Source organism: Pigmentiphaga sp. YJ18, from assembly GCF_038066655.1.
Classification (GTDB): domain Bacteria; phylum Pseudomonadota; class Gammaproteobacteria; order Burkholderiales; family Burkholderiaceae_B; genus Pigmentiphaga.
In genome coordinates, this window is sequence record NZ_JBBUKU010000003.1 from 102025 (window position 1) to 125603 (window position 23579).

20 protein-coding genes and 1 pseudogene are annotated in these 23579 nt (G+C 68.2%); 3 read left to right on the forward strand and 18 right to left on the reverse strand.

Going from position 1 to position 23579, the window contains the following annotated elements:
• Positions 1-7: 7 nt before the first annotated feature.
• The 4 genes from WKR98_RS20295 to WKR98_RS20310 are packed head-to-tail and all read right to left on the reverse strand — an operon-like array spanning position 8 to position 4322.
• Positions 8-1057, reverse strand: a complete 1050-nt coding sequence (locus tag WKR98_RS20295) for a TauD/TfdA family dioxygenase (RefSeq protein WP_161567886.1) — start codon at positions 1055-1057, stop codon at positions 8-10.
• A 26-nt stretch (positions 1058-1083) separates the two neighbouring features.
• A complete protein-coding gene (locus WKR98_RS20300; RefSeq protein WP_124690600.1) occupies positions 1084-2052 on the reverse strand; it encodes a Bug family tripartite tricarboxylate transporter substrate binding protein in 969 nt (322 codons plus the stop codon).
• A gap of 60 nt (positions 2053-2112) precedes the next feature.
• Entirely contained in the window at positions 2113-3186 is a 1074-nt protein-coding gene (locus WKR98_RS20305; protein ID WP_124690601.1) for an aminopeptidase P family N-terminal domain-containing protein, read from the reverse strand.
• A gap of 26 nt (positions 3187-3212) precedes the next feature.
• Positions 3213-4322, reverse strand: coding sequence for a M24 family metallopeptidase (locus WKR98_RS20310; RefSeq protein WP_341434533.1), 1110 nt, complete (start codon positions 4320-4322; stop codon positions 3213-3215).
• Positions 4323-4484: 162 nt separating this feature from the next.
• Between WKR98_RS20310 and WKR98_RS20315 the strand changes: the two are divergent.
• Positions 4485-5372: pseudogene (locus WKR98_RS20315) on the forward strand (LysR family transcriptional regulator); the annotation flags it as partial.
• 40 nt (positions 5373-5412) lie between these two features.
• Here the strand turns inward: WKR98_RS20315 and WKR98_RS20320 are convergent.
• The 10 genes from WKR98_RS20320 to WKR98_RS20365 all read right to left on the reverse strand — a co-directional run bounded on the left by WKR98_RS20320 (position 5413) and on the right by WKR98_RS20365 (position 17246).
• Complete coding sequence (locus tag WKR98_RS20320; RefSeq protein WP_341434534.1) at positions 5413-5922, reverse strand: DNA-deoxyinosine glycosylase; 510 nt, start codon at positions 5920-5922, stop codon at positions 5413-5415.
• Complete coding sequence (locus WKR98_RS20325; RefSeq protein WP_341434535.1) at positions 5919-6734, reverse strand: spermidine synthase; 816 nt, start codon at positions 6732-6734, stop codon at positions 5919-5921. The genes WKR98_RS20320 and WKR98_RS20325 overlap by 4 nt, the downstream gene beginning before the upstream one ends.
• Positions 6731-8635: a molecular chaperone HtpG gene (gene htpG, locus WKR98_RS20330; protein WP_341434536.1), complete on the reverse strand. Its 1905-nt coding sequence runs from the start codon at positions 8633-8635 to the stop codon at positions 6731-6733. The genes WKR98_RS20325 and htpG overlap by 4 nt, the downstream gene beginning before the upstream one ends.
• 238 nt (positions 8636-8873) lie before the next feature.
• Positions 8874-9449: an HNH endonuclease gene (locus WKR98_RS20335; RefSeq protein ID WP_370282492.1), complete on the reverse strand. Its 576-nt coding sequence runs from the start codon at positions 9447-9449 to the stop codon at positions 8874-8876.
• 123 nt (positions 9450-9572) lie between these two features.
• A complete protein-coding gene (locus WKR98_RS20340) occupies positions 9573-10661 on the reverse strand; it encodes an MBL fold metallo-hydrolase (RefSeq protein ID WP_341434537.1) in 1089 nt (362 codons plus the stop codon).
• Between the two features lie 4 nt (positions 10662-10665).
• Entirely contained in the window at positions 10666-12975 is a 2310-nt protein-coding gene (parC, locus tag WKR98_RS20345) for a DNA topoisomerase IV subunit A (RefSeq protein ID WP_341434538.1), read from the reverse strand.
• Positions 12975-14933 (reverse strand): DNA topoisomerase IV subunit B, encoded by a 1959-nt coding sequence (gene parE / locus WKR98_RS20350; protein WP_238160131.1) that lies wholly within the window; start codon positions 14931-14933, stop codon positions 12975-12977. The genes parC and parE overlap by 1 nt, the downstream gene beginning before the upstream one ends.
• 117 nt (positions 14934-15050) lie before the next feature.
• Positions 15051-15218: a hypothetical protein gene (locus tag WKR98_RS20355; RefSeq protein ID WP_161567887.1), complete on the reverse strand. Its 168-nt coding sequence runs from the start codon at positions 15216-15218 to the stop codon at positions 15051-15053.
• A gap of 27 nt (positions 15219-15245) precedes the next feature.
• A complete protein-coding gene (locus WKR98_RS20360) occupies positions 15246-16451 on the reverse strand; it encodes an MFS transporter (RefSeq protein ID WP_445936149.1) in 1206 nt (401 codons plus the stop codon).
• An 81-nt stretch (positions 16452-16532) separates the two neighbouring features.
• Positions 16533-17246: a GntR family transcriptional regulator gene (locus tag WKR98_RS20365; protein ID WP_124690608.1), complete on the reverse strand. Its 714-nt coding sequence runs from the start codon at positions 17244-17246 to the stop codon at positions 16533-16535.
• Positions 17247-17461: 215 nt separating this feature from the next.
• Here WKR98_RS20365 and WKR98_RS20370 point away from each other — a divergent pair, with 215 nt between their 5' ends.
• Complete coding sequence (locus tag WKR98_RS20370) at positions 17462-18370, forward strand: dihydrodipicolinate synthase family protein (protein ID WP_124690609.1); 909 nt, start codon at positions 17462-17464, stop codon at positions 18368-18370.
• Between the two features lie 61 nt (positions 18371-18431).
• Positions 18432-19385: a tripartite tricarboxylate transporter substrate binding protein gene (locus WKR98_RS20375; RefSeq protein ID WP_124690610.1), complete on the forward strand. Its 954-nt coding sequence runs from the start codon at positions 18432-18434 to the stop codon at positions 19383-19385.
• A gap of 18 nt (positions 19386-19403) precedes the next feature.
• On the opposite strand, the gene WKR98_RS20380 is transcribed toward WKR98_RS20375, so the two are convergent.
• The 4 genes from WKR98_RS20380 to WKR98_RS20395 all read right to left on the reverse strand — a co-directional run bounded on the left by WKR98_RS20380 (position 19404) and on the right by WKR98_RS20395 (position 23489).
• Positions 19404-20378, reverse strand: coding sequence for a Bug family tripartite tricarboxylate transporter substrate binding protein (locus WKR98_RS20380; protein WP_124690611.1), 975 nt, complete (start codon positions 20376-20378; stop codon positions 19404-19406).
• A 65-nt stretch (positions 20379-20443) separates the two neighbouring features.
• On the reverse strand, positions 20444-21352 hold the full coding sequence (locus WKR98_RS20385) for an HpcH/HpaI aldolase/citrate lyase family protein (protein ID WP_341434540.1): 909 nt from the start codon (positions 21350-21352) through the stop codon (positions 20444-20446).
• A 5-nt stretch (positions 21353-21357) separates the two neighbouring features.
• A complete protein-coding gene (locus WKR98_RS20390) occupies positions 21358-22605 on the reverse strand; it encodes a CaiB/BaiF CoA transferase family protein (protein WP_238160133.1) in 1248 nt (415 codons plus the stop codon).
• Positions 22602-23489 carry an FAS1-like dehydratase domain-containing protein gene (locus WKR98_RS20395; protein WP_124690613.1) on the reverse strand — a complete coding sequence of 296 codons (888 nt, stop codon included), beginning with the start codon at positions 23487-23489 and terminating at the stop codon, positions 22602-22604. Before WKR98_RS20395 ends, WKR98_RS20390 begins: the two co-directional genes overlap by 4 nt.
• Between the last annotated feature and the right edge of the window lie 90 nt (positions 23490-23579).

Here is a 23579-nt window from a genome sequence, read left to right on the forward strand (position 1 = left end):
CTCCGCCTTACTCGATGCTGCCGACGGTTTCGTAGATCAGCTTGCCCGTGCGCGACGGGAAGCCGCCCCGCACCGCGCCCGCGCGCTGGTCGCGGTAGATGGTGCCCAGGGCCGGACTCAGGGCGCGGCTGTTGGGCACCGACAGCCACATGCGCAGCAGGTGGCGCTTTTTCTCCGGTTCCTCGAAGTCCTCGAACGCGGTGCGCGAATGCAGCATCATGTGGTTGTTCAGGAATTGCAGGTCGCCCGGCTGGAACATCATCGAGAAATGGAAGTCGGTGCTGCCCGACAGGCTGTCGAGGAAATCCAGCGCCTCTTCCTGGATGGGCGTCAGGCGCGGCACGTCGGGAAAGCGCTGGGCCGAGCGGATGTGCGTGCGCACGTAGCGGCACGAGAACTTGCCGTCATGCATCGAGAACACGGGCTGCTGGTAGTACGGCGGTTGCCCGGGCTCTTCCTGTCCCTGCCAGCTCCAGTAGAACGGCTGGTACAGCACCTCGAGCAGGTCGGGACGCTGCTTCAGGATCTCGTTGTGGATGGCCTGCGAACTGGCGATCATGCTCAGGCCGCCGCTGCGCGCGGTGCGCAGCACGAACAGCGCCACCACGTCGCAGGAATCGGTGTGGTAGGTCAGCTTCTGGTTCGAGGTATAGCCCCGGCCCTGCGGGCTGTTGATGTCGATGCCCAGGTTGCGCACGTCGCCCAGGATGTCGCCCTTGGCGCTTTGCGAGACGGCCGTGCCCATGTGCTGGCCAACCCCCCAGTAGATGATGCGCAGGTCGTCCTTGCTGTAGCGCTCGGCCTGGATGCCGCGCAGCAGTTGCAGGCCCAGGCCGTTCTCGATCTGCTCGCGGGTATGGGCGATCACCTTCGATACCGTCGGCAGCGGGAAGTCCTCGCGCGTCATGGTCGAGATGAGCTTGCCCCGCGCGCGCACGTTGCGCAGCGCGGCGTCGATCTCGTCGATCTCGGCCGGAGTGAACTCGTACACCCAGGCCTTGCTGTCCTTGATTTCGGGGCCGCGCCAGGTGGCCGGTCCGGTGATGGCTGCACGCATGAACAAATCTCCTGAAGGAACCGGCGTCAGTCGATGCTGATGCCGGTCGAATGAATCACCTTGCCCCATCGGGCCACTTCTTCCTTGATGAAACGGTCGGCCTCGGCCGGGCTGCTGGCGATCAGGTCGCGCGCATCCAGGCCCTTGATGTCCTTGCCGGCGCCGTTGGTCATCAGTTCCTCGCGTATCGCCGCCGACACCTTGGCGACGATGTCGGCCGGCGTGCCCGGCGGCGCCACCATGCCGGTCCACGACACCGAGATGAAGCCGGGCATGGTCTCGTTCAGCGTGGGCACGTCCGGCAGGGCCGGATGGCGCTTCTCGCTGCCGATGGCCAGCACGCGCAGCTTGCCTTCGCGGATCTGCGGCAAGGCGGTGGCCAGGCCCTGGAACATCACTTCCACCTGGCCGGCGATCAGATCGGCATAGGCGGGCGGACCGCCCTTGTAGGGGATGTGGACCATGTCGATGCCGGCCGTCATCTTCAGCAGTTCGCCGGCCAGGTGCGGCGTGGAACCGGTGCCGCCGGAGGCGAAGTTGAGCTTGCCCGGATGGGCCTTGGCATAGGCGATCAATTCCTGCAGCGTCTTCGCCGGCACCTTGGGATTGACCAGCAGCACGTTCGGATTGGCGGCGATGATGGACACCGGCACGAAACGGTTCGGGTCGTAGGCGAGCTTCTTGTAGAAGCTCTGGTTGATCGCGATCGCCGTGGGCGGCGACACCAGGAAGGTGTAGCCGTCGGGCTCGGCGCGGTAGACGGCCTCGCCGCCGATGTTGCCGTTGGCGCCGGCGCGGTTCTCCACCACCACCGGCTGGCCCCACTTCTTCTGGATCCCCTCGCCGGCCAGGCGCGCCAGGGTATCGGCGGCGCCGCCGGCGGGCACCGGCACGATCACCTTGATCACCCGCTCGGGATAACCGGCCGCCATCGCGGCACAGGGCAGGGCCAGCGATGCGGCCGCCAGCAGCCGCCGCACGATGTGCTTGGACATAGTGTTGTCTCCTTGTGTGTCGGCGCGTCCATGCGCCGTGTTCGTCTGGGGTCCCGCGCGTCAGCCGCGCAGCACCTGTCCGCGCTGTCCGCCGCCGCCCAGCGTCAGTGGCGCGCTCCGGTACCAGTGGCCGCCCTCCAGCGCGGCATGGGCGGAAAACACCGCCAGGCTGCCCGGCGGCAGGGGCACGAATTCCTGTTCATGGGTGCGGGCCAGGCTCAGGGGCTGCACGCCCGTGCACGACTCCAGCGCCCAGCGCGACGCGTCTGCCGGCGCAGCGGGCAGCCCGTCGGCGCCGTGTCCGGCCAGGCGCGACAGGCTGTCGTCGAACCAGGCCCGGGCCGCTTCCCAGCCCGCGGGCGCCGCGCCGCGGGCATGGCTGCCGCCCAGGCGGATCCAATGGCCCTTGTAGGCCACCGACAGTTCCAGGGCATAGGCCGCGCCCAGCGGAAACTCTCCTTCCAGCCGGCCCAATGCGCCGGCGCGCGACAGGTCGGGCGCAACGCGATAGAGCACTTCCTCGGCGCCGGCGGCGCGTGCGCTGGCCTCGATGGCGGCCGCCAGCGTGGAAGTGTTCCGGACATCGTCCGGCACCTCGGCCACGGCCCCCCGGGCGATGGCCAGCGCACGATCGGCCAGCGCCAGTTCTTCCTTGCCGCAGGGCTGGCGCACCGCGGCGAACATGGGCGCGGCATCGACGATGGCTTCGGCTCCCCAGGCCTTCATCAGCGGCAGGGCCACCGCCGCCGGCAGGGCGTCCAGGCCGACCACGCCCAGGCGCGCGCCGGGCTGCACGCCCTTGCCGGCCAGCATGTCGAGCACGCCCTGGGCGAGCCGGGGCGCGGATACGACCTCGCCCAGGTGCGAGACTTCGCGTATCCAGCCGTGCACGCGCGGCGTGAGCGACGCCAGCAGGACCGGCGCCTCGTCCGGCAGCACCAGCAGCATGGCCTCGCTCCAGTACGGCGTGAAATGGGTCAGCCAGTGCACGGCGGCCGGTTCGGCGAACGAGGTGTAGGCCAGCACGGCCGCCAGGCCCTCCCGCTTCATCCCCGCCCGCAGGCGCGCAACGCGCTCGTCCAGCACCGAGGCCGGCAATTCTTCCCGCGACCAGCTCATGAGTCCGCGACGCATAAACGAATCCTTCCGTGAATATCGAATCAGGCCAGGCCGGCCGGGGCGCTGCGCAGCTCGCGCGGCGTGCGGGTCAGCACCTTGCAGCCGTCGGCGGTCACGCGCACGGTGTCGCCCAGCACGATGTAGCCGGCCACCGGATGGTAGGTGTTGGGATGGACGACCAGGGTCATGTCGGGCTCCAGCACCAGGTCGACGTCTTCCAGCACGTGCGGGCCGTCGACGTAGAGCCCCATGCCGTGGCCGCGCACGCGGGTGTACTTGGAGGTCACGTATTCGCCCAGGCCATGGCGGCGGAAGATGTCGTTCTGCGCGCGCGCCACGTCGCCGTGGGTATTGCCCGGCTTCACCGCGGCGATGCCCGCCTCCAGCGCGTCCAGGTACACCTGGTAGGAATCGAGCTGTTCGCGCGTGGGCGTGCCCAGCACCAGGGTGCGGCAGATCTGCGCGTAGTACCCGTCCAGGCAGGGCGTGAGTTCGGTCGTGACCAGGTCGCCCGCGGCCAGCCGGCGCTCGCCCGGCGGACGCATGGTGCGGACTTCCTTGCCGCCCGATCCCATGATCATGAAATTCTCCGGACAGCCCTGGGTCCGCAGCCAGGCCTCGAGTTCGCCCACCAGCTCGAATTCGCGCTTGCCCACCCGGGCGGCCGCGCGAAAGACCTCGTAGCCTTCGTCGGCCAGGCGCACCGCCTGCTCGACGCGGTCGGCCTCGGCGGCGGTCTTGCGCACCATCAGGCCGTCGAGCATGGCGGTGGCCGCCTGCATGCCCGCGCCCGCGGCGCCGCGCGCCAGCAGGGCCGGGGTCGAATGCGCGGGCGCGAGGCCGGTGCGCTCGGGCCGGGCGGCATCCAGCGCCTGCCGTGCGCGGGCCAGCAGGTCGGTGCGCCACTCCACCTTCAGGCCGGGTTGCTCGGCCGCGATACGCTCGGCCTCGGCCGGGGTCTCGACCATCAGCCAGGCGTCGCTGGCGGTAACGAAGGCCACGGCCTGGCCTTCCATGGGCGTCACGTCCAGCGCGTAGCGCAAATAATCGCTGCGCCAGGCATTACCCGTCACCACCAGCAGGTCCAGGCCTGCCTGGTCCATGGCAGTCCGCAAGCGGATGCCCCGCTCTTCCCTGAGTTGCGCGCTCATTGCTGTCTCTCCCACCGGCCGGGCGGCGGCGGCCCGGCCTTTCGTGTTCTGGCGCCCGCACGCGGCGGGCTCTCGTCATGGACGACAGAATACGTAGGCTAGCTATAGACAACAAATACAATTTTCTCCACCAGCTATCGTAAATATTGATATGCTGGCGCCATGAACCTGCGCACGCTCAAACGCTTCCTGGCCATCGCCGAACTCGGCAGCATCAACAAGGCGGCCTCGCACCTGAACGTCTCGCAGCCGTCGCTGACCAAGGACCTGCAGGACCTGGAAGAAGCCCTGGGGGTGGAGCTGTTCACCCGCAACGCGCGCGGCGTGAGCCTGACGTCCTTCGGCGAAACCATCTATACCCGCGCCAGGCTGGTCGACGCCGAGTTCCGCAAGCTGGAAAGCGAAGCGCGCGCGCTGCGCGACGTATCGATGGGCGAGGTCAACGTGGGCGTGGTGCCCGGCCTGCTGCAGAACCAGATCCTGCCCAAGGCCACTTTGAACCTGACGCAGCGCGCCCGGCGGCTCACGGTGAACTATCGGTTCGGCCATCGCAGCAGCATGCTGGGCCCGCTGCTGCGCGGCGACCTGGATTTCGTCATCGTCGGCATCGAGGACGACGAATACGCCGACGAACTGGTGTCCGAGCCGCTCTTTCCCGATCGCACCGCGCTGTTCGTGCGCGCCAGCCATCCGGTGCTGGAAACCTTCGACGGCACCGGCACCCACCTGGCCGACTACCCCTGGCTGGTGCTGTCGGAATGCTCGCAGCTGGAAGTCACGCTCAGGCAGATGATGCGCGCGCAGGGCACGCCCTTCGCCAACAACGTGATCCGCACCGATTCCTTCTATTTTTTCCGCTCGACGCTGGTGGCCAGCGATTGCATCGGCCTGGCCCGCTACGACTCCGCGCGCCTGGAGAAACACACCGGCAACATCGTGGAACTGCCGCTCCAGCCGGCGGTGGGCAAGAAGCTGCTGAGCACGCACATGATAGGCGTCGCCTACCGGCGCGACACCATGCTGTCGACCGCCAGCAAGGCCCTGATCCAGGAGATCCGCCACCTGACGGACGACCTGTTGCAGCAGGAGATCACGACCGACATGCGAACAGGGGCCGCCATTGCGCCAGCTTCTGCTCGAAGCCATACATCGCGGCCGCCGGCGACGAAGAAGGCAGCCGGAACACGCGGTAGCCGTAATCGGCCAGGTGATGGCCCAGCTTCCACGACAGGCCGCCGTTGAAGCCTATGCACTCGAGCCGCGGCGCGTGTTCCTTCAGGTAGGCGGCAAGCGGATTGACCTCGGCCTGGGTCACGGCGGCATCCAGGCTGCCCTGGCGCCTGCAACTGGCGACGACATCCCAGATGCCCACGCGATGCCGGATGGCGACGCGCAGGCGTTCCTCGTAGGGCATCAGGTGCAGTGCCTCGACCTCCAGGCAGGCGCCCAGCAGGCGCCAGAACTGGTTGCGCGGATGGGCGTAATACTGCCCCATGTTCAGCGAAGCCACGCCCGGGAAACTGCCCAGCAGCAGCACCCTGGCGTCGGGCGCCAGGACCGGCGGAAAACCGCTGAGCTGGGGCTGCGCCGCGGCGCTCACAACCGCTCCAGCTCCGGCACCAGCGAACGCGCCCATTTGCGCGCTGGCAGGCCGTAGCGGTTCTCGACCTCGTCGGCGCGGGCCAGCAGCGCCTGCGCGTCGATGCGCAAAGCCGGGCCGGCCAGGGCGATCGCCACCCGGTTGCCTTCCTCGATTTCCGGCAGGACCGCCACGCGCCCCTCGAACGCCTCGTCCAGGTTGCCGTGATTGTGCTCGTAGCTGTCGTGCGCGCCGAACAGATTGACGGTCACGATGCCGGCCTGGCTGGCGTTGGCGCTGACCACCCGCCGGCAGCCGCGGTAGAACTCGACGGAATCGCGTACCGGGCCGCGCGCGGCATGGTCGTACAAGTCCACCATCAAGGCGCGGCAACTGCCGCGGTTGGCGATGTCCTCCACCCACGCGCCCGCGTCGTCATGGGTCACCCTGAAACGCTCGTTGTCGGCGGGCAGGCGGAAATAGGCGCGGCAGGCGGCGGTCACGCTGGGATTCCATTCCACCGCATGCACCAGGCTGTCGGTATGCTTCAGACAGAAGCGCGTCAGCGACCCCGCGCCCAGCCCCAGCGTGCCGATGGCCTGCTCGCCGCCGGCCTCGGGCGGATCGAGGAACAGCAGCCACGCCATCATCTGGCGCGTGTACTCCAGCTCCAGCGCGAAGGGGCTGCGTATCCGCATCGCGCCCTGGATCCAGGGACTGCCGAAATGCAGGTAGCGAACGCCCTGCTCTTCCGAGAACGTCGGTTCGTCGAGCTCGCTGGGACCGGCGGTCCGCCGCCGGTCCGGCCCGGACCGTTGCGCCCCGCGGCTCAAGAGGCCTGGCTCAGCAGCAGGTTGTTCATGCTGCGCACGAACGCGGCCGGATCCTCCAGCGCCGCGCCCTCGGCCAACAGGGCCTGGTCCAGCAACAGCCGGGCCCATGCGCCGAAGTCGGCCTCGCCGGCCTGCCGCACGCGCGCGATCAGCGGATGTCCCGGGTTGATCTCCAGGATGGGGCGCGACTCGGGCGCGGCCTGCCCGGCCGCCTTGAGCAGGCGTTGCAGGTGCTGGCTCATGTCCTGCTGGTCCACCACCACGCAAGCGGGGGAGTCGACCAGGCGGAAGGTCACGCGCACGTCCTTGACCGCCTCGCCCAGCGCGGCCTTCAGCCGCTCGACCACCGGCTTGAGTTCTTCCGAGACCTCGTCCTGCTGCTTCTTCTCTTCCTCGTCGGCCAGCGCGCCCAGGTCCAGGCCGCCCTTGGCGATGGAGGTCAGCGGCTTGCCGTCGAACTCGTTGACGAAGGACAGCATCCATTCATCGACGCGATCGGTCAGCAGCAGGACCTCGATGCCCTTCTTGCGGAAGATTTCCAGGTGCGGGCTGCTGCTGGCCGCGGTGAAGGTCTCGGCCGTGACGTAGTAGATCTTGTCCTGGCCTTCCTTCATGCGGGCCACGTAGTCGGCCAGCGACACCGTCTGCGCGGGCGTTCCTTCCTGCGTGGAGGCGAAGCGCAGCAGCTTCAGGATGCGCTCCAGGTTGGCCGCGTCCTCGCCCACGCCTTCCTTGAGCACCTGGCCGAACTCGGTCCAGAACGTCGCGTAGTCGTCCTTGCGGTTCTCGGCCAGGTCTTCCAGCAGGCTCAGCACGCGCTTGGCGCTGCCTTCGCGGATGGCGCGCACGTCGCGGCTTTCCTGCAGGATTTCGCGCGACACGTTCAGCGGCAGGTCGGCCGAATCGATCACGCCGCGCACGAAGCGCAGGTAGCCGGGCAGCAGTTGCTCGGCGTCGTCCATGATGAAGACGCGCTTCACGTACAGCTTGACCCCGTGCTTCTTGTTGCGGTCCCACATGTCGAACGGCGCGCGCCGGGGCACGTACAGCAGCTGCGTGTATTCGCTGCGGCCCTCGACCCGGTTGTGGCTCCAGGCCAGCGGCTCCTCGAAGTCGTGCGCCACGTGCTTGTAGAACTCGGCGTACTGCTCGTCGGTGATCTCGGACTTGCTGCGCGTCCACAGGGCGCTGGCCTGGTTGACGGTTTCTTCCTCGTCGCGGACGACCTGCTCGGATTTCTCGGCGTCCCATTCCTCTTTCTTCATCAGGATGGGAACGGAGATGTGGTCGGAATAACGGCGCAGGATGTCGCGCAGCTTCCACGACGACAGGAAATCGTCCTCGTCCTCGCGCAGCGTTAGGATGATGTCCGTGCCGCGCCCGGCCTTCTCGGCCGCCGAGATCGTGAATTCGCCGTCGCCGGCCGATTCCCAGCGTATGGCCTGGTCCGCCGGCAGGCCCGCGCGGCGGCTGATGACGGTGACTTTCTGCGCGACGATGAACGACGAATAGAAGCCCACGCCGAACTGGCCGATCAGTTGCGCGTCCTTCTGTTTGTCGCCGGTCAGTTGCTGGAAGAACTCGCGCGTGCCCGAGCGGGCGATGGTGCCCAGATTGGCAATGGCCTCGTCCCGCGTCATGCCTATGCCGTTGTCGGAAATCGTGATGGTCCGCGCGGCCTTGTCCAAGCCCACGCGGATGGCCGTCTCGCCGTCGCCTTCCAGCAGTTCCGGCCGGTCGATGGCCTCGAAACGCAGCTTGTCGCAGGCGTCGGACGCATTGGAGACCAGCTCGCGCAGGAAGATTTCCTTGTTGCTGTACAGCGAGTGGATCATCAGGTGCAGCAACTGCTTGACTTCGGTCTGGAAGCCCAGGGTTTCGGAGGTGTTGGTCTGACTCATGGCAATAACAAGGCCCATCCCGGCGCGCAGGGTTCAGGCGCGCCAGGCATGGCGGTTGACGAAAGGAAGTTGTCCGATTGGAGCAAAAAGCTCACGCGGCCTAGATAAGGCCGCGCGCACCTTTTTCAAGCATAACAGCCCCCACCCAGACCCAGGGCGCCGCGGATCCGGCTTTGCCGGTCCGCCAGCGCCGCCCCCTTGAGGGGGCGCCCGAAGGGCGTAGGGGGTGGGCTTCCCCTCAGCGCGTAGGGGGGGGCCCCAACCTACTCGTAATGGGTACGCCGGCCAGCAGGAATTCCATCTGGTCGGCCAGGATCCGGCGGTTGCGCAGGATCATGCCTTCCCAGCGATTGGGCCGGTACGGCAGGTAGAGCAGCGGCATGCCGGCCTGCTCGGGGGTGCGGTTGCCCTTGCGCTGATTGCACGAGCGGCAGGCCGTGACCACGTTTTCCCAGGTATTGGCACCGCCGCGCGACTCGGGGCGGACGTGCTCGATGGTCAGTTCGAATTCGGGGAAACAGCCGCCGCAATAGGCGCAGACATGCATGTCGCGCGAGAACAGGCGCTCGCGGCTGATGCTGATGGAGGCGGAACGGTCGCCGCGGAACTCGCGGCCGCGCACGGCGATGATGCTGGCGGTGCTGACGGTGGAGACGAGCCCGGTCAGCCGGTTCGTGCCCCCGCGATAGGTGACGGTGGTGTCCCCCAGTTCCCACGCCACCCTTCCCGCCACGTGCAGGCAGATGGCTTTTTCGATGTCGACCCAATGCACCGGCGTACCGGCGACATCGAGCGCGAGAACCAGATGAGCCACAGTTTTCTCCTAAATGGATTGCCTATCGCTATCTTTCACTGGTTTTTTATACAGCGCATCAATGACCAAATCAAGACAAATGCCGATTCCGCACAACATTCGCGCGCCGGAGCCTGGGGACTCTCAATCCCCTGGAGCGCGGATCAGCCAGCGGCCGTCGCGCCAGACCCGGCTCTCGCCGTGGTGCATCACGAAGAACTCGTCGGAGGCGACGCCCGCGTAGCGGCGGGCCCGCGCCAGGTCGCGGGGCGGCTGGTCCAGCGCCTCGTCGGTCAGCTCGAACGTGCCCCAGTGGATGGCCACGGAGGCCCGGGCGCCCAGCTCGCGGTGCGCCTGCACGGCCTCGGTGGGATTCATGTGGTGGCCGCGCATGAACCAGCGCGGCGCGTAGGCCCCTATCGGCAGCGCGGCCAGGTCGAAGGGCCCCATGCGCTCGCCTATGGCGGCGATGTCCCTGGAATAGCCGAAGTCGCCGCCGAACAGGAAATTGAACGCGGGCTCGCGCGTCCGGACCGCCCATGCGCCCCATAGCGAGACGTTCCGGTCGAAGGGCGTGCGGGCGCTCCAGTGCTGCACCGGCAGCAGCGTCAGGATGGCATCGCCCACCACCGTCTGGCCCCACCAGTCCAGCGGCCGCAGATCGGTGGCCTCGGGCACGTACTGGCGGAACCAGACGTCCACGCCCAGCGGCACCATGAAGACGGGCGGGCCGCCGGGCTGGGCCGCCAGCGCCTTGACCGATTCGAAATCCAGGTGGTCGTAGTGGTTGTGCGAGATCACCACGGCATCGATGTGCGGCAGGTCGGCCAGCGCGATGCCGGGAGGCTGGTGGCGCCTGGGCCCCATGAATCCGAAGGGCGAGGCGCGCTCGGAGAACACCGGATCGGTCAACAGGTTGAAATGGCCCAGTTGCACCAGCAGGGTGGAATGCCCGACCCAGCTGACCCGCACGTCGGACGAAGGCTCCTTCAGCCACGCGGTGTCCGCGACGACAGGCGCCAGGGACTCGGTCGGGGGCGGCGGTAGCCCCTGAGCCCAACGGTCGAACTGCCAGCGCCAGAAGTCCAGCGTGCCCGGATGGTCATACGAGTACAGGTTGTGGAACCCGTGCGGCGTATGGTGCGGCTGGGTCGCATCGTAGTACGGGTTGACGGGGGAGCACCCCGCCACCGCGCAGGCCGCCAGGACCGCCGCCACCCCTCGCCGCATCATGGCGCTACAGCACCGGCGACAGCACGGGCTGCTTGGGCTTGGCATCCAGCAGCCGGCCCTTGCGTGCCCGCTTGCCGACGTAGACCGCCAGTCCTGCGCCGGACAGGATCTCTTCGTGCGGCTTGTTGCGGTAGATGCCCGTGATCCGCAGCCCCGCCGGCCCGACCGGCACCACCTGGGCCAGCGTGTCCTTGGGATCGATGTCCATCAGCGCCGTGCCCCGTCCGCCCGACGACAAGGCCTTGACCTCGGCCAGGCCGAACACCAGGAAGCGGCCCTTGTCGGTCAGCAGCGCGAGCGAATCGGCGCCGTCGAACACCGGCACGGGGCGCAGCGGGCTGTCGCCTTCGTCCAGCGTCATGAACTGCTTGCCGCCGCGCTGGCGCGTGGCCATGTCGCCCAGGCGGGTGACGAAGCCGACGCCGCGCTCGGTGGCCAGCAGCCAGCGGCTCTCGGGCGCCGCCGCGATCATGTGCAGGATGCGGGACCCGGCTTCCAGGTCGATCAGCGTGGTCACCGGCACGCCGTCGCCGCGCGCCGAGGGCAGCGCGCTGACCGCCACCGAGTAGACGCGGCCGTTGCTGCCCAGCGCGATCAGCGTGTCGGTGGTCCGGCACTCGAACGCGCCGTAGAGCGCGTCGCCCGCCTTGAACGTGAACAGGCTGGCATCGTGGCCGTGGCCCTGTCGGGCCCGCAGCCAGCCCTTCTGCGACACGATCACGGTAACCGGCTCGTCGATGACCTTGGCCTCGATGGTGGCGCGCTCGGCCGCCTCGATCAGCGTGCGGCGATCGTCGCCGTACTGCTTGGCGTCGGCTTCGATCTCCTTGACGATCAGGCGCTTGAGCGAGGCCGGATTGGCCAGCAGTTCCTCGAGCTTGCCCTGCTCTTCCTGCAGGTTCTTGAGTTCCTGCTCGATCTTGAAGCCTTCCAGGCGGGCCAGTTGCCGCAGGCGCATCTCCAGGATGTCCTCGGCCTGGCGCTCGGTCAGGTTGAAGGCTTGCATCAGCGCGGGCCGGGGTTCGTCCGACTCGCGGATGACCTTGATCACGGCATCGACGTTCAGGTAGACCACCATGCGCCCTTCCAGCACATGGATGCGGTCCAGCACCTTGTCCAGGCGATGGCGCGAGCGGCGCGTGACGGTCTGGGTACGGAAGGCCAGCCATTCGTCCAGGATCTCGCGCATGGACTTCTGGCGCGGCCGTCCGTCGTTGCCCACCGCCACCAGGTTGATGGGGGCGCTGCTTTCCATCGAGGTGTGGGCCAGCAGCGTGTTGACGAATTCGTCGCGGTCCACGCGCGAGGTCTTGGGCTCGAACACCAGCCGCACCGCCGCGTCCTTGCCCGACTCGTCGCGCACCGCGTCGAGCAGGCCGAGCAGCGCCGCCTTGGTCTGCTGCTGTTCGTTCGAAAGGCTCTTCTTGCCCGCCTTCACCTTGGGATTGGTGAGTTCCTCGATCTCTTCCAGCACCTTCTGGCCGGAGGTCGAGGGCGGCAGCTCGGTCACCACCAGTTGCCACTGGCCGCGGGCCATTTCCTCGAACTTCCAACGCGCGCGCACCTTGATCGAGCCGCGGCCGGTGCTGAGGATCTGGGCGATCTCGGCCCGCGGCGTGATGATCTGGCCGCCGCCGGGATAATCGGGTCCGGGCAGCAGGCCGTACAGCTCGTCGTCGGCGATCTTCGGATTCTTCAACAGCGCCACCGCGGCCTGCGCCACTTCGCGCAGGTTGTGCGGCGGGATCTCGGTGGCCATGCCCACCGCGATGCCCGAGGCGCCGTTCAGCAGCACCACGGGCAGGCGTGCGGGCAACTGCCTGGGCTCCTGGTACGACCCGTCGTAGTTGGGAATGAAGTCGACCGTGCCTTCGTCCAGTTCGTCCAGCAGCAGCCGGGCGATGGGCGTGAGCCGCGCCTCGGTGTAGCGCATGGCCGCGGCGCCGTCGCCGTCGCGCGAGCCGAAGTTGCCCTGCCCGTCGATGAGCGGATAGCGCAGCGAGAACGACTGCGCCATGCGCACCAGCGCGTCATAGGCGGCCTGGTCGCCGTGGGGATGGTACTTGCCCAGCACGTCGCCCACCACGCGGGCCGACTTCACCGGCTTGGCGTTGGAACCCAGGCCCATGGCCTGCATCGCGTACAGGATGCGCCGCTGCACGGGCTTCTGGCCGTCGCTGACGTCCGGCAGCGCCCGGCCCTTGACCACCGATACCGCGTAATCCAGATAAGCCTGTTCCGCATAGCGCGCCAGCGTGATCGCGGCATCGCCGCCCGGCCGCTCGAACAGGCCGGGTTGTTGTTCGTCCGTCATCAAATATCCACCTCGGCGAGGTCGCCTTTCTCTTCCAGCCACGAGCGCCGCTGCGCGGCCTCACCCTTGCCCATCAGCATGTCGAACATGCGCGTGGTCTCGTCCGCGCCGAGTTCGCCGTAGGTGACCGGCAGCAGGCGGCGGGTGTCAGGGTTCATCGTGGTTTCCCAAAGCTGCTCGGGGCTCATTTCGCCCAGGCCCTTGAAGCGGCTGATGCTCCAGGAGCCTTCGCGCACGCCTTCCTTGCGCAGCTTGTCCTCGACCGCGGTCAGCTCGCCCTGGTCCAGGCAATAGAGCTTGCGCGGCGGGCGCTTGCCTTGCGCCGGCACGTCCACGCGGAACAGCGGCGGGCGCGCCACGTACACGTTCCCGGCCTCGACCAGCTTGGGAAAATGCCGCAGGAACAGCGTCAGGAGCAGCACCTGGATGTGCGAGCCGTCCACGTCCGCGTCGGACAGGATGCAGACCCGTCCATAGCGCAGGCCCGACAGGTCGGGATCGTCGTTTGCCCCGTGGGGGTCGACGCCGATCGCCACCGCGATGTCGTGGATCTCGTTGTTGGCGAACAGCCGGTCGCGCTCGACTTCCCAGGCGTTGAGCACCTTGCCGCGCAGCGGCAGGATGGCCTGGAACTCCTTGTCGCGGCCCATCTTGGCCGAGCCGCCGGCCGAATCGCCCTCGACCAGGAAGACCTCGGTACGGGTGGCATCGCTGCTTTCGCAATCGGTCAGCTTGCCGGGCAGCACCGCCACGCCGGAGCTCTTGCGCTTCTCGACCTTCTGCGTGGCCCGCACGCGCGACTGCGCCTGGCGGATGACCAGCTCGGCCAGTTTCTTGCCGTATTCGACATGGGAATTCAGCCACAGCTCCAGCGCCGGCTTCGAGAAGCCGCCCACCAGGCGCACCGCGTCGCGGCTGTTCAGGCGTTCCTTGATCTGGCCCTGGAACTGCGGATCGAGCACCTTGGCCGACAGCACGAAGCTGGCGCGCGCGAACACGTCCTCGGGCAGCAGCTTGACGCCCTTGGGGCTGAGGTTGTGCAGTTCGACGAAGCCCTTGACCGCGTTGAACAGGCCGTCGCGCAGCCCGGCTTCGTGCGTGCCGCCGGCCGGCGTCGGGATCAGGTTGACGTAGGACTCGCGCACGACGTTGCCGTCCTCGGTCCAGGCCACCACCCACTGGGCGCCCTCGCCGTCGGCGAAGTTCTCGTTGTCGCCGCCGGCGTACTGCTCGCCCTCGAACAGGGGGATGAGCAGTTCGGCGCCGGCCAGCGCCTCGGTCAGGTAGCCGCGCAGGCCCTGCTCGTACAGCCAGGTCTGGGTCTCGCCGGTCTTCTCGACCCGCAGCGTGACCTTCACGCCCGGCAGCAGCACCGCCTTGCTGCGCAAAAGGCGCGACAGCTCGCCCATCGGGATCGCACCGCTGTCGAAATACTTGGGATCCGGCCAGCAGCGCACGCGCGTGCCGCTCTTCTTGCGCGTGGGATCGGAAACCTGCGCGAGTTCCTCGACCACGTCGCCGTGCTGGAACACCAGCCGGTGGGCGGCGCCGTCGCGCCAGACCGTGACCTCCATGCGCGAGGACAGCGCGTTGGTGACCGAGACGCCGACGCCGTGCAGGCCGCCGGAGAACGAATAGGCGCCGCCGCCCTGCTTGTCGAACTTGCCGCCCGCGTGCAGGCGGGTGAAGACCAGCTCGACGACCGGCGCGTTTTCCTCGGGATGCATGCCGACGGGAATGCCGCGGCCTTCGTCCTCGACGGTCACGCTGCCGTCGGTGTGCAGGGTGACCTGCAGATGTTTGCCGTAGCCGGCGAGCGCCTCGTCGGCGCCGTTGTCGATCACCTCCTGCACGACGTGCAGGGGGTTTTCGGTTCGGGTGTACATGCCCGGGCGCTGCTTGACGGGCTCGAGCCCCTTCAGCACCCGGATGGAAGCTTCGTTGTAGCGAGTGGCCAAGTTATCCCCAGCGACTGTGGAAAATGAAGGGTATTTTACGGATGGAGGGCCTAACCATGCGGGTCGAACTGGCACGCCCATTTTTTGGGCACCCATTCCTTCCCCGGCCGGCGGCGTTCAAAAGCCGCACAGGGCCATGAGCCCTTCCCATCCGACGACGAGTTGCGGGCGCAGATAGCCCAGGAAGGCTACCGCAAGCACGGCGCCAAGCAAAGCATAGGCAAGGACCGTCCGCCAGGCGCGCCCGCGCCTCCTGGCTTGCTCGTACCGGCTGGCATCTGCCATGGGCGTCGCTCCTGTTTCCGGCGGGACTCATGCCGGCACCAATGCGCGCTCGCGCACGGGCATGCACAGCGCCGCGGCCATGAGGCCCAGCGCGACCGAGATCCACCAGACCGCATCGTAGCTGCCGGTGGCGACATACAGCTTGCCGCCCAGCCAGACCCCCACGAAACTGCCGATCTGGTGGCCGAAGAATACGATGCCCGTCAGGGTCGAGGCATAGCGCATGCCGTAGATATGTCCCACCAGCGCCGTGGTCAGCGGCACCGTTCCCAGCCAGACCAGGCCGATCAGGGCCGAGAAGGCATACAGCACCGCCGGCGTCAGCGGCAAGAGGATCAGCAGCATGATCGCCGCCGAACGCGTCGCGTACAGCAGCGCCAGCAGGTGCTTCTTGCTGTGGCGGCCGCCCATGCGGCCGGCCCAGTACGAGCCGAACACGTTGAACAGGCCGATGAGCGCGATGGCCAGCGCGCCGTCCGAGGCTTTCAGGCCGCCGTCCACCACGAAGGCCGGCAGGTGCAACGTGATGAAGGCCGTGTGGAAGCCGCAGACCGCGTAGCTCCAGAACAGGAAGTGGTACGAGCCGTGCCCCATGGCCTGGCGCACCGCCGCGCCCAGCGACTGGGCGCCCGCGACATGCGCCGGCTTGCCCGTCAGGCGGCTGGCCAACGGCACGGCCAGCAGCATCAGCGCCGACAGCGCCCACAGCGCGCCGGTCCAGTCGATATGGTCGATCAGCAATTGCCCGGCGGGCACGACCACGAACTGCCCCATGGACCCGCCCGCGCTGGCGATGCCCATCGCGGTGCTGCGGCCCTCGGGCGGCACGGCGCGCGCCACCACCGGCAGCAGCACGGCGAACGTCGTGCCGGCCTGCCCCAGCCCGACCAGCACGCCGGCGCACAGATACAGCATGGCCTCGGATCCCGCATAGCGCGTGCCGACCAGGCCCAAGGCGCACAACAGCGCCGACGCGACGATGGTCCGGCCCGCCCCCCATTTGTCGGCCACCGATCCCATCAGGATGGCCGAGACGCCCCACACCAGGTTCTGGATGGCGAAGGCGAGCGAGAACACGTCGCGCCCCCAGCCGTGGACCAGCCCCATGGGCTGCATGAACAAACCGAAGGTCGCGCGCACGCCCATCGCGAACAGCAGCACGAGCGATGCGCAGACGACGATGTTTCCTGAACGGGACGACGGGATCGATGAAGAAAGAGGCTGCGACGGCATGAAGGACTGGACGGTGAAAACCGCGGCGCCGGTGCGTGCGCGACCGGCCACGGCCTGCGCATTGTAGTCGCACCGCTCCCGCTACGCCGGATCGCGGCCCGGCGCCTGGTCCAGCAGGCGTTCGACGATGGCCAGGATCTGCTCCGCGGCGTCGCCGATGTGGCGCTCCAGCACCGATCGGGCTTCGTCGGCCCGCCGGTCGCGGCACAGCGCGACCAGGGCCAGGTGTTCCTGGTGCGCCTGCTGCCGGATCGGGGCATTGACCACCTGGAAGCGGAAATAGCGCTCGGACTTCTCGTGCAGCCCGCGCACGATGGCCAGGGCGGCGGGCCGCTGGGCCGCCCGGTACAGCCCTTCGTGCAATTGCCAGTTCAACTGGCCCCACTGGTCGGGACCCGCGGTATCCATGCGCGCCACGCATTGCTCGGCCTGTGCCAGCTCCTCTTCCGAGATCCGCGAGGCCGCCTCGTGGATCAGCCAGGGCTCCAGGCGCAGGCGGATGTCGAACAATTCCTCGACCTCGGCGCGCGACAGCATGGAGACGAAGGCCCCGCGGTGGGGAATCGCATCCACCAGCCCTTCGGCGCTGAGCTGCCGGATGGCCTCGCGCACCGGGATGCGGCTCACGCCCAGCTCGTCCGCCAGCGACTCCTGGCGCAGCGGCGAACCGGGCGGGATCGCGCCCGACAGGATGCGGTCGCGCAGCGCCTCGGCCACCAGTTCGGACGTGGTCCGGCGCACCAGCCGGCTGCCGGGGGACGCGGGGGAAGACGGGGAAAGATCGTTTCTGGGCATGGCAAGGGAAAGAATGGCGGGGTCCAGGTAAACCCCGACAGACGCGTCGCGGACTTGGGGTTTTAATATCAGTATATTGGATCCACTATCCAACAGCTACCGGCGATGACCAGCCGGGCTGACGACGGCCTCCCTGGCCGTTTTTCATGGACCTTTAAATTGGATCCAATATAAAGTAGTCAATATCCTTACTGTAGATTCCAAGGAGTGCCCGCATGACGATCCGATGGCAAGGCGTGTTTCCCGCCGTCACGACCAAGCTCAAACCCGACTGCTCGCTGGACGCCGACGCCATCCGCGTGGGCCTGGAACGCCTGATCGCCCGGGGCGTGAACGGCGTGCTGATGATGGGCATGGTGGGCGAGAACGCCCAGTTGTCGCCCGAGGAAAAACAGGAAGTGCTGCGCATCGCGCTGGACACCGTGAAGGGCCGCGTGCCGGTGCTGTCCGGCGTGGCCGAGACCAGCACCGAGCGGGCCGCGGCCTTCGCCCGCGACGCGCATGCGCTGGGCGTGGACGGCCTGATGGTGTTCCCCGGCCTGACCTACAAGTCGGACGCCGACGAAACGGTGGCCTTCTACCGGTCGGTGGCGCAGGCCTCGCCCCTGCCCATCCTGCTGTACAACAACCCCCGCGGCTACGGCGTGGATCTCACGCCCGACGTCGTGGCCCGCCTGCTGGAAGAGCCGACCATCGTCGCGCTCAAGGAAGAGTCCTACGACACGACCCGCGTCACCGACCTCATCACCCGCTTCGGCGACCGCCTGGCCGTGGTGTGCGGCGTCGACGACCTGGTGGTCGAGAGCGCCGCGCTGGGCGTCCGGTGCTGGGTATCGGGCATGGCCAACGCGGTGCCGCGCGAATCCGTGGACCTGCTGGCGCTGGCCGCCGCCGGCGACTTCGACAAGGCCCGCGAGCTGTATCGCGTGCTGACGCCGCTCTATCACCTGGATACCGTGGTCAAGCTGGTGCAGCACATCAAGCTGGCCGAACACCTGATCGACGGCACCGCGGAAACCGTCAAGCCGCCCCGGCTCCCATTGTCGGGCGCCGAACGGGAACGCACCCTCGCCATCGTTCGCGAGACCCAGGCCGGCCTGCGCCGGCTGGGATACGACTACTGATCCCCCGCCCCCTCGGCGCCAGGCGCCACCGGGGGCTTTCCCACAGCAGAAGGACCGCACCATGAACCTCGCCCGCCTGCTTTGCGCCTCGCTCGCCAGCCTGTCCACGCTGGCTTCGTCCTGGGCCGCCGGCTATCCGGCCAAGCCCGTGGAACTCGTCGTCGCCTACCAGCCCGGCGGCGGCAGCGACAACACCGCCCGCGCCATCGCCGACGCGGTGCGCCCCATCTTTCCGCAGACCGTCTACGTGGTCAACAAGCCCGGAGCCAGCGGCTCGATCGGCTGGTCCTACGTGGCCACCGGCCCGGCCGACGGCTACCGGCTGGTCCTCATGACGCCGGAGATGCTGGTCGTACCGCTGATGGGCATAGGCAAGACCACCGTGGATGAATTCCAGCCCATCGCCCGCTTCACCGACGACCCGTCGTCGATCACGGTCCGCGCCGACGCGCCGTGGCAGACCATCCAGGAATTCCTGGCCTACGCCAAGGCCAATCCGGGCCGCGTCGCGATCTCGAACGCCGGCAACGGCACGGTGCCGCACATGGCGGCCGCGGCGCTTGGCGAATCGGCGGGCATCGCGTTCACGCACGTGCCCTACCAGGGCTCGGCGCCGGCCATCATGGGCCTGCTGTCGGGCGACGTGCAGGCCACCACGGTGGCCTACGCGGAACTGCGCCAGCACGTGGAGGCCGGCAAGCTGCGCACGCTCGCGGTGATGTCGGAGAAACGGATCGAGACGCTGGGCCAGGTCCCGACCTTCAAGGAGCTGGGCCACGACCTGCTGTTCAGCGTCTGGCGCGGCGTGGGGGTCCCCAAGGGCACCCCCGCCGAGGCGGTGGAGAAATGGCGCGCGGCGGCCCGGACCCTGTCGCAGTCGACCGAGTTCCAGACCACCATGCGCAAGCAGAACCTGACGCCGGCCTACGCCGACCTGTCCGAGTTCTCGTCCGACGTGGCCAGGCAGGGCCAGGCTTTCAAGACCCTGGTGCCCAAGCTCAACCTCAAGCAGTAGCGCAAGACCGGCGGGCCATCAATCGATGATGATGTTGGCCTTCTGGATGACCGGCCGCCAGAGCTGGATCTGGTCCTTGATGTACTGGGCGAATTCCTCGGGCGTGTTGTGCATCGGCTCCAGCCCTTCCTTGCGGAACTGCTCCAGGGTCTCCGGATTCTTCAAGACCGCCACGATCTCCTTGTTCAGGCGGTCGACGATGGGCTTGGGCGTGCCGGCGATGGTCAGCAGGCCATACCACTGGCTGGCTTCGAAGCCTTCGAGGCCCTTGGTCTCGCTGATGGTCGGCACGTCGGGCAACTGCGGCAGGCGCTTGGCAGTGGCCACGGCGATAGGCCGCAGGCGGCCCGCCTGGAGGAACGGCGAGAGCGGCGGATAGCCGGTCAACACCATCGAGGTCACGCCGCCCACCAGGTCGTTCAGCGCGGGCGCCGTTCCCTTGTAGGGGACGTGCTGGATCTGGATGTTGGCCTTGAGCTTGAAGTACTCGGTCGCCAGATGGGCCGCGCTGCCGTTGCCGCCCGAAGCGTAGTCGTAGCCGTTGGGCTTGGCGCGCACGGCCTTGATCAGTTCGTCCACCGTGCGCACATCCAGCTTGGCCGGATTGACCGCCAGCACATTGGGCACGCCGGCCACCAGCGAGATCGGGGCGAAATCCTTGACCGGATCGTAAGGCAGGCGGCGATACAGCGTGGCGTTGGCGCCGAAGGTGCCGATGGCGCCCATGATCAGGGTGTAGCCGTCGGCCGGCTGCGACTTGGCGTACTGCGTGCCCACGATGCCGCCCGCGCCGGGCTTGTTCTCGACGACGATGGACTGGCCCAGCGCCGCGCCCAGCTGCTTGCTCACGACGCGCGCGATGATGTCGGTGCTGCCGCCCGGCGTGAACGGAACGACCAGGGTGATGGGCCGGGACGGGTAGTTGTCGGCCGCGTGCAGCGGAGCGGCGAAAGCGGCGCAGACGATGGCCGAGGTAAGGACTTGCTTGAACATGACGATGGGTCTCCTGTATGTATTGATATGTGGGCGGTGGACCTTGGGGCCCGCCGCCCCGTGGCTCAGGGACGGGCGCCCCGGGCCTCGATGCGCCGCTGGCGCGCGATCAGCCTTCGGGCCCGTTCGATGACCGGAATGTCGATCATCCTGCCGTCCAGCTGGAACGACGCGCGGCCTTCGGCCTGCGCCTGCTCCGCCGCCTCGATGACGCGCACGGCATGCGCGACGTCATCGGGCCGCGGCCCGTACTCCTCGTTGACGATGGCGACCTGCCCCGGATGCACGCAGCTCGCGCCGTCGAAACCGAACTGGCGCGAGCGCCTGACCATGGCCCGGAACCGGTCCCAGTCGGAAAAATCGGCCACGGTGCCGATGTAGCCCAGCGGCATGACGCCGGCGGCGCGCGCCGCCAGGATCATCCGCTGCTTGGGCATCAGCAGTGCCTCGTCGGTGGGCTCGAAGCCGCCGTTCAGGGCGAAGTCTTCGCCGCCTATGTTGATCGCCGCCACGCGCGGCGAGGCGCGGGCGATGTCGGTCATCTGCTCGAACGCCTCGGGCGTCTCGATCATGACCAGGAAGCGCGTGCGTCCCAGGGCTTGGCCCCGGTCCGCCTCCAGCTCGGTCACCAGTTCGTCCAGCAGCCGCACGTGCGACGGACCGTCCACTTTGGTGATGGCGATCCCGTCCACGTCCGCGCCCACGCTAGCCTCGACGTCGCGCACGCACAGGCCGAGCGGGCGGTTCACCCGCACCAGCACGTCGGCCCCGCCGCGCCGCACCTGCGCGGCGGCGCCCGCGACCGCCTCGCGCGCCGCCGCCTTCTCGGTGGCCGGCACGCTGTCCTCGAGGTCCAGCATGATGGCGTCGGCGCCACGGGTGTGCGCCTTCTCGATGAAGCGCGGCACGTTCGCCGGCACGTACAGCAGCGATCGCCAGACCGGCAGCTCGCGCTGCTTGGCTTGTTCGGCCATGCTCGTCATCGTGCTGCCTCCCGGGCGGCGGCATGGTCGACCGTCGCGCCGCTGGCCACCATGGCCTGGATGTCCTCGTCGCCCAGCCCGGCGGCGCGCAGCAGTTCGATGCTGTGCTCGCCGATGTGCGGCGCGGCCCACTTCAGCGCCGGCTCGTAGGTCGAGAAGCGGACCGGGTTGCGCAGGTTGGTGATCGTGCCTTCGGTGGGATGCTCGATCTTCTGGAACAGCCCGGTGTCGGCCAGGTGCGGATCGTCCAGCACCGAATCCAGCGTGTGCAGCGGCATCGCGGGAATATCGGCGGCTTCCAGGATCTCCAGCCATTCGGCCGTGGTCCGCGTCGCGAACACCTCGTTGCGGATGCGGAACATCTCGCCGATGTTCTCGAAGCGGGCGCGTTTCTCGGCGAAGCGCGGATCGGTCCGCAGTTCGGGCCGGCCCATCGCGTCGAACATCGCGAAGACCTGCGCGTCGGTGTTGGCGGTCACGCAAAGATAGCCGTCGGCGGTGCGCACGGGCCGCGAATTGGGATCGAGCAGGCGCGAGTCGCCGGTGGCGCCCAGCGGCGGATCGAAGGTCTTCAGGAACATGTGCTCGGCCAGCACGAAGGCGGTCATGCTCTCGAACATGGGCACCTCCACCACCTGGGGGCCGCCATGCCGCAGCCGCTGTACCACCGCCATCAGGATGCTGTTGGCCACCATCACGCCAACGGTGCGGTCGGCGATGACCATGGGCACGAAGCGCGGCTGGCCGTCGCCGCCGTTGTTGATGGCCGCCAGGCCCGAGGCGCCCTGGATGATGGAATCGTAGGCGGGCTTGTCGCGATAGCGCCCTTCCTGGCCGAAACCCACCACGCTGCAATAGATCAGGTCGGGCTTGATCCGGATCAGGTCCTCGGCCGACAGCCCCAGGCGCGCCGCCGCCGGCGGCCGCATGTTGTGCACCACCACGTCGGCCGACGCGATCAGCTTCTTCAGGGCATCGAGCGCGCCGGGCTTCTTCAGGTCCAGCGCCAGGCTCTTCTTGTTGCGGTTCAGGTGCAGGTATTTCGCCGCCATGCCGGGCGTGGGAGAACGCCCGCCTATCCAGCGCGCCAGGTCGCCCGAGGGATGCTCGATCTTGATGACTTCGGCGCCGAAGTCCGCCAGGAACTGCGTGGCATAGGGCCCCACCACCACCTGCGTCAGGTCGACGATGCGCACGCCTTCGAGCGGCGCGCGCCCCGCTTGCCGGGAAACGGATGCCATCATGCGGCCTCCTTGGTGGCCGAGCCTTGCAGCGTGGTCTTGCCCGCCTCGGTCACGACGCGGAATTCGATCGCACCGGGCTCCGCGCCCGCGCGGCTTTCGATGCGGAAGGGCACGCCCTCGAACAGCGGCGAGGTATTGCGGGTGGTCAGGCGCGACAGGCGCGCGCCGCCCCAGGCCTCGTGCAGATGCTCGGCGGCGCACAGCGCCCCCAGGCCGCCGTTGACCACCAATCCGGGATAGCCTTCGACCTGGGTGGCGTAGGGCTGGTCGTAGTGGATGCGGTGGCCGTTGAAGCACAGCGCGCTGTAGCGGAAGATCATCACGGCATCGGCCACGATGGTCTCGGACCGGTGCAGGGCCTCGAAGGCGGGCGCGGCGGCAGCCTTGGCCGCGCCGCCGTCCTTGGCCAGGGTACTGTCGCGATAGACCACGTCCTGCTCCTCGATCACCACGGTGCCCGCGCCGTTGCTGACGACGTGGCGCACGGTCACGAACACCAAGGGTCCCGAACTGCCCTGCTTGGGCGTGATCGAGGCGATGGTGGACACCCGCTCCAGCTCGTCGCCGATGCGGATGGGCGCGACGAACTGGATGCGCTTGCCGGCGAACATGCGCTTGGGCAGCGGCACGGGCGGCAGGAAGTCGCCCAGCGCCGGATGGCCGTCACGGCCGAGCTGGGAACGCGGCACGACGCGCGGAAAGAGCACGCTGTACCACATCTGCGGGAATTCGGCGCCCCGCGCGAACGCGGCGCCGCGCGAGGATTCGAGGGTGGCCGACAGGCGTTCGGCCAGTTGAGGGGTAACGACGTCGGCGTTCGTCTCGCTGCGGCCCACCCAGGCTTGCAACGCCTCGAGTGTCGCGGGCGTGGTGTCGGAGTTCACGATGCTGTCTCGCTGGAGTTCTCTTGTACCAACCCATCGTAGACCCGCCCCTTGTTTCCGAGAAATGATAAATTGCGGATGTCTATTCCA

What these genes read in the sequence shown, in the direction of transcription:
- WKR98_RS20295 (WP_161567886.1), bottom strand. Translation starts at nt 1,057, where the DNA reads ATGCGTGCAGCCATCACCGGACCGGCCACCTGGCGCGGCCCCGAAATC.
- WKR98_RS20300 (WP_124690600.1), bottom strand. Translation starts at nt 2,052, where the DNA reads ATGTCCAAGCACATCGTGCGGCGGCTGCTGGCGGCCGCATCGCTGGCC.
- WKR98_RS20305 (WP_124690601.1), bottom strand. Translation starts at nt 3,186, where the DNA reads ATGCGTCGCGGACTCATGAGCTGGTCGCGGGAAGAATTGCCGGCCTCG.
- WKR98_RS20310 (WP_341434533.1), bottom strand. Translation starts at nt 4,322, where the DNA reads ATGAGCGCGCAACTCAGGGAAGAGCGGGGCATCCGCTTGCGGACTGCC.
- htpG (WP_341434536.1), bottom strand. Translation starts at nt 8,635, where the DNA reads ATGAGTCAGACCAACACCTCCGAAACCCTGGGCTTCCAGACCGAAGTC.
- WKR98_RS20340 (WP_341434537.1), bottom strand. Translation starts at nt 10,661, where the DNA reads ATGATGCGGCGAGGGGTGGCGGCGGTCCTGGCGGCCTGCGCGGTGGCG.
- parC (WP_341434538.1), bottom strand. Translation starts at nt 12,975, where the DNA reads ATGACGGACGAACAACAACCCGGCCTGTTCGAGCGGCCGGGCGGCGAT.
- WKR98_RS20355 (WP_161567887.1), bottom strand. Translation starts at nt 15,218, where the DNA reads ATGGCAGATGCCAGCCGGTACGAGCAAGCCAGGAGGCGCGGGCGCGCC.
- WKR98_RS20360 (WP_445936149.1), bottom strand. Translation starts at nt 16,451, where the DNA reads ATGCCGTCGCAGCCTCTTTCTTCATCGATCCCGTCGTCCCGTTCAGGA.
- WKR98_RS20365 (WP_124690608.1), bottom strand. Translation starts at nt 17,246, where the DNA reads ATGCCCAGAAACGATCTTTCCCCGTCTTCCCCCGCGTCCCCCGGCAGC.
- WKR98_RS20370 (WP_124690609.1), top strand. Translation starts at nt 17,462, where the DNA reads ATGACGATCCGATGGCAAGGCGTGTTTCCCGCCGTCACGACCAAGCTC.
- WKR98_RS20375 (WP_124690610.1), top strand. Translation starts at nt 18,432, where the DNA reads ATGAACCTCGCCCGCCTGCTTTGCGCCTCGCTCGCCAGCCTGTCCACG.
- WKR98_RS20380 (WP_124690611.1), bottom strand. Translation starts at nt 20,378, where the DNA reads ATGTTCAAGCAAGTCCTTACCTCGGCCATCGTCTGCGCCGCTTTCGCC.
- WKR98_RS20385 (WP_341434540.1), bottom strand. Translation starts at nt 21,352, where the DNA reads ATGGCCGAACAAGCCAAGCAGCGCGAGCTGCCGGTCTGGCGATCGCTG.
- WKR98_RS20390 (WP_238160133.1), bottom strand. Translation starts at nt 22,605, where the DNA reads ATGATGGCATCCGTTTCCCGGCAAGCGGGGCGCGCGCCGCTCGAAGGC.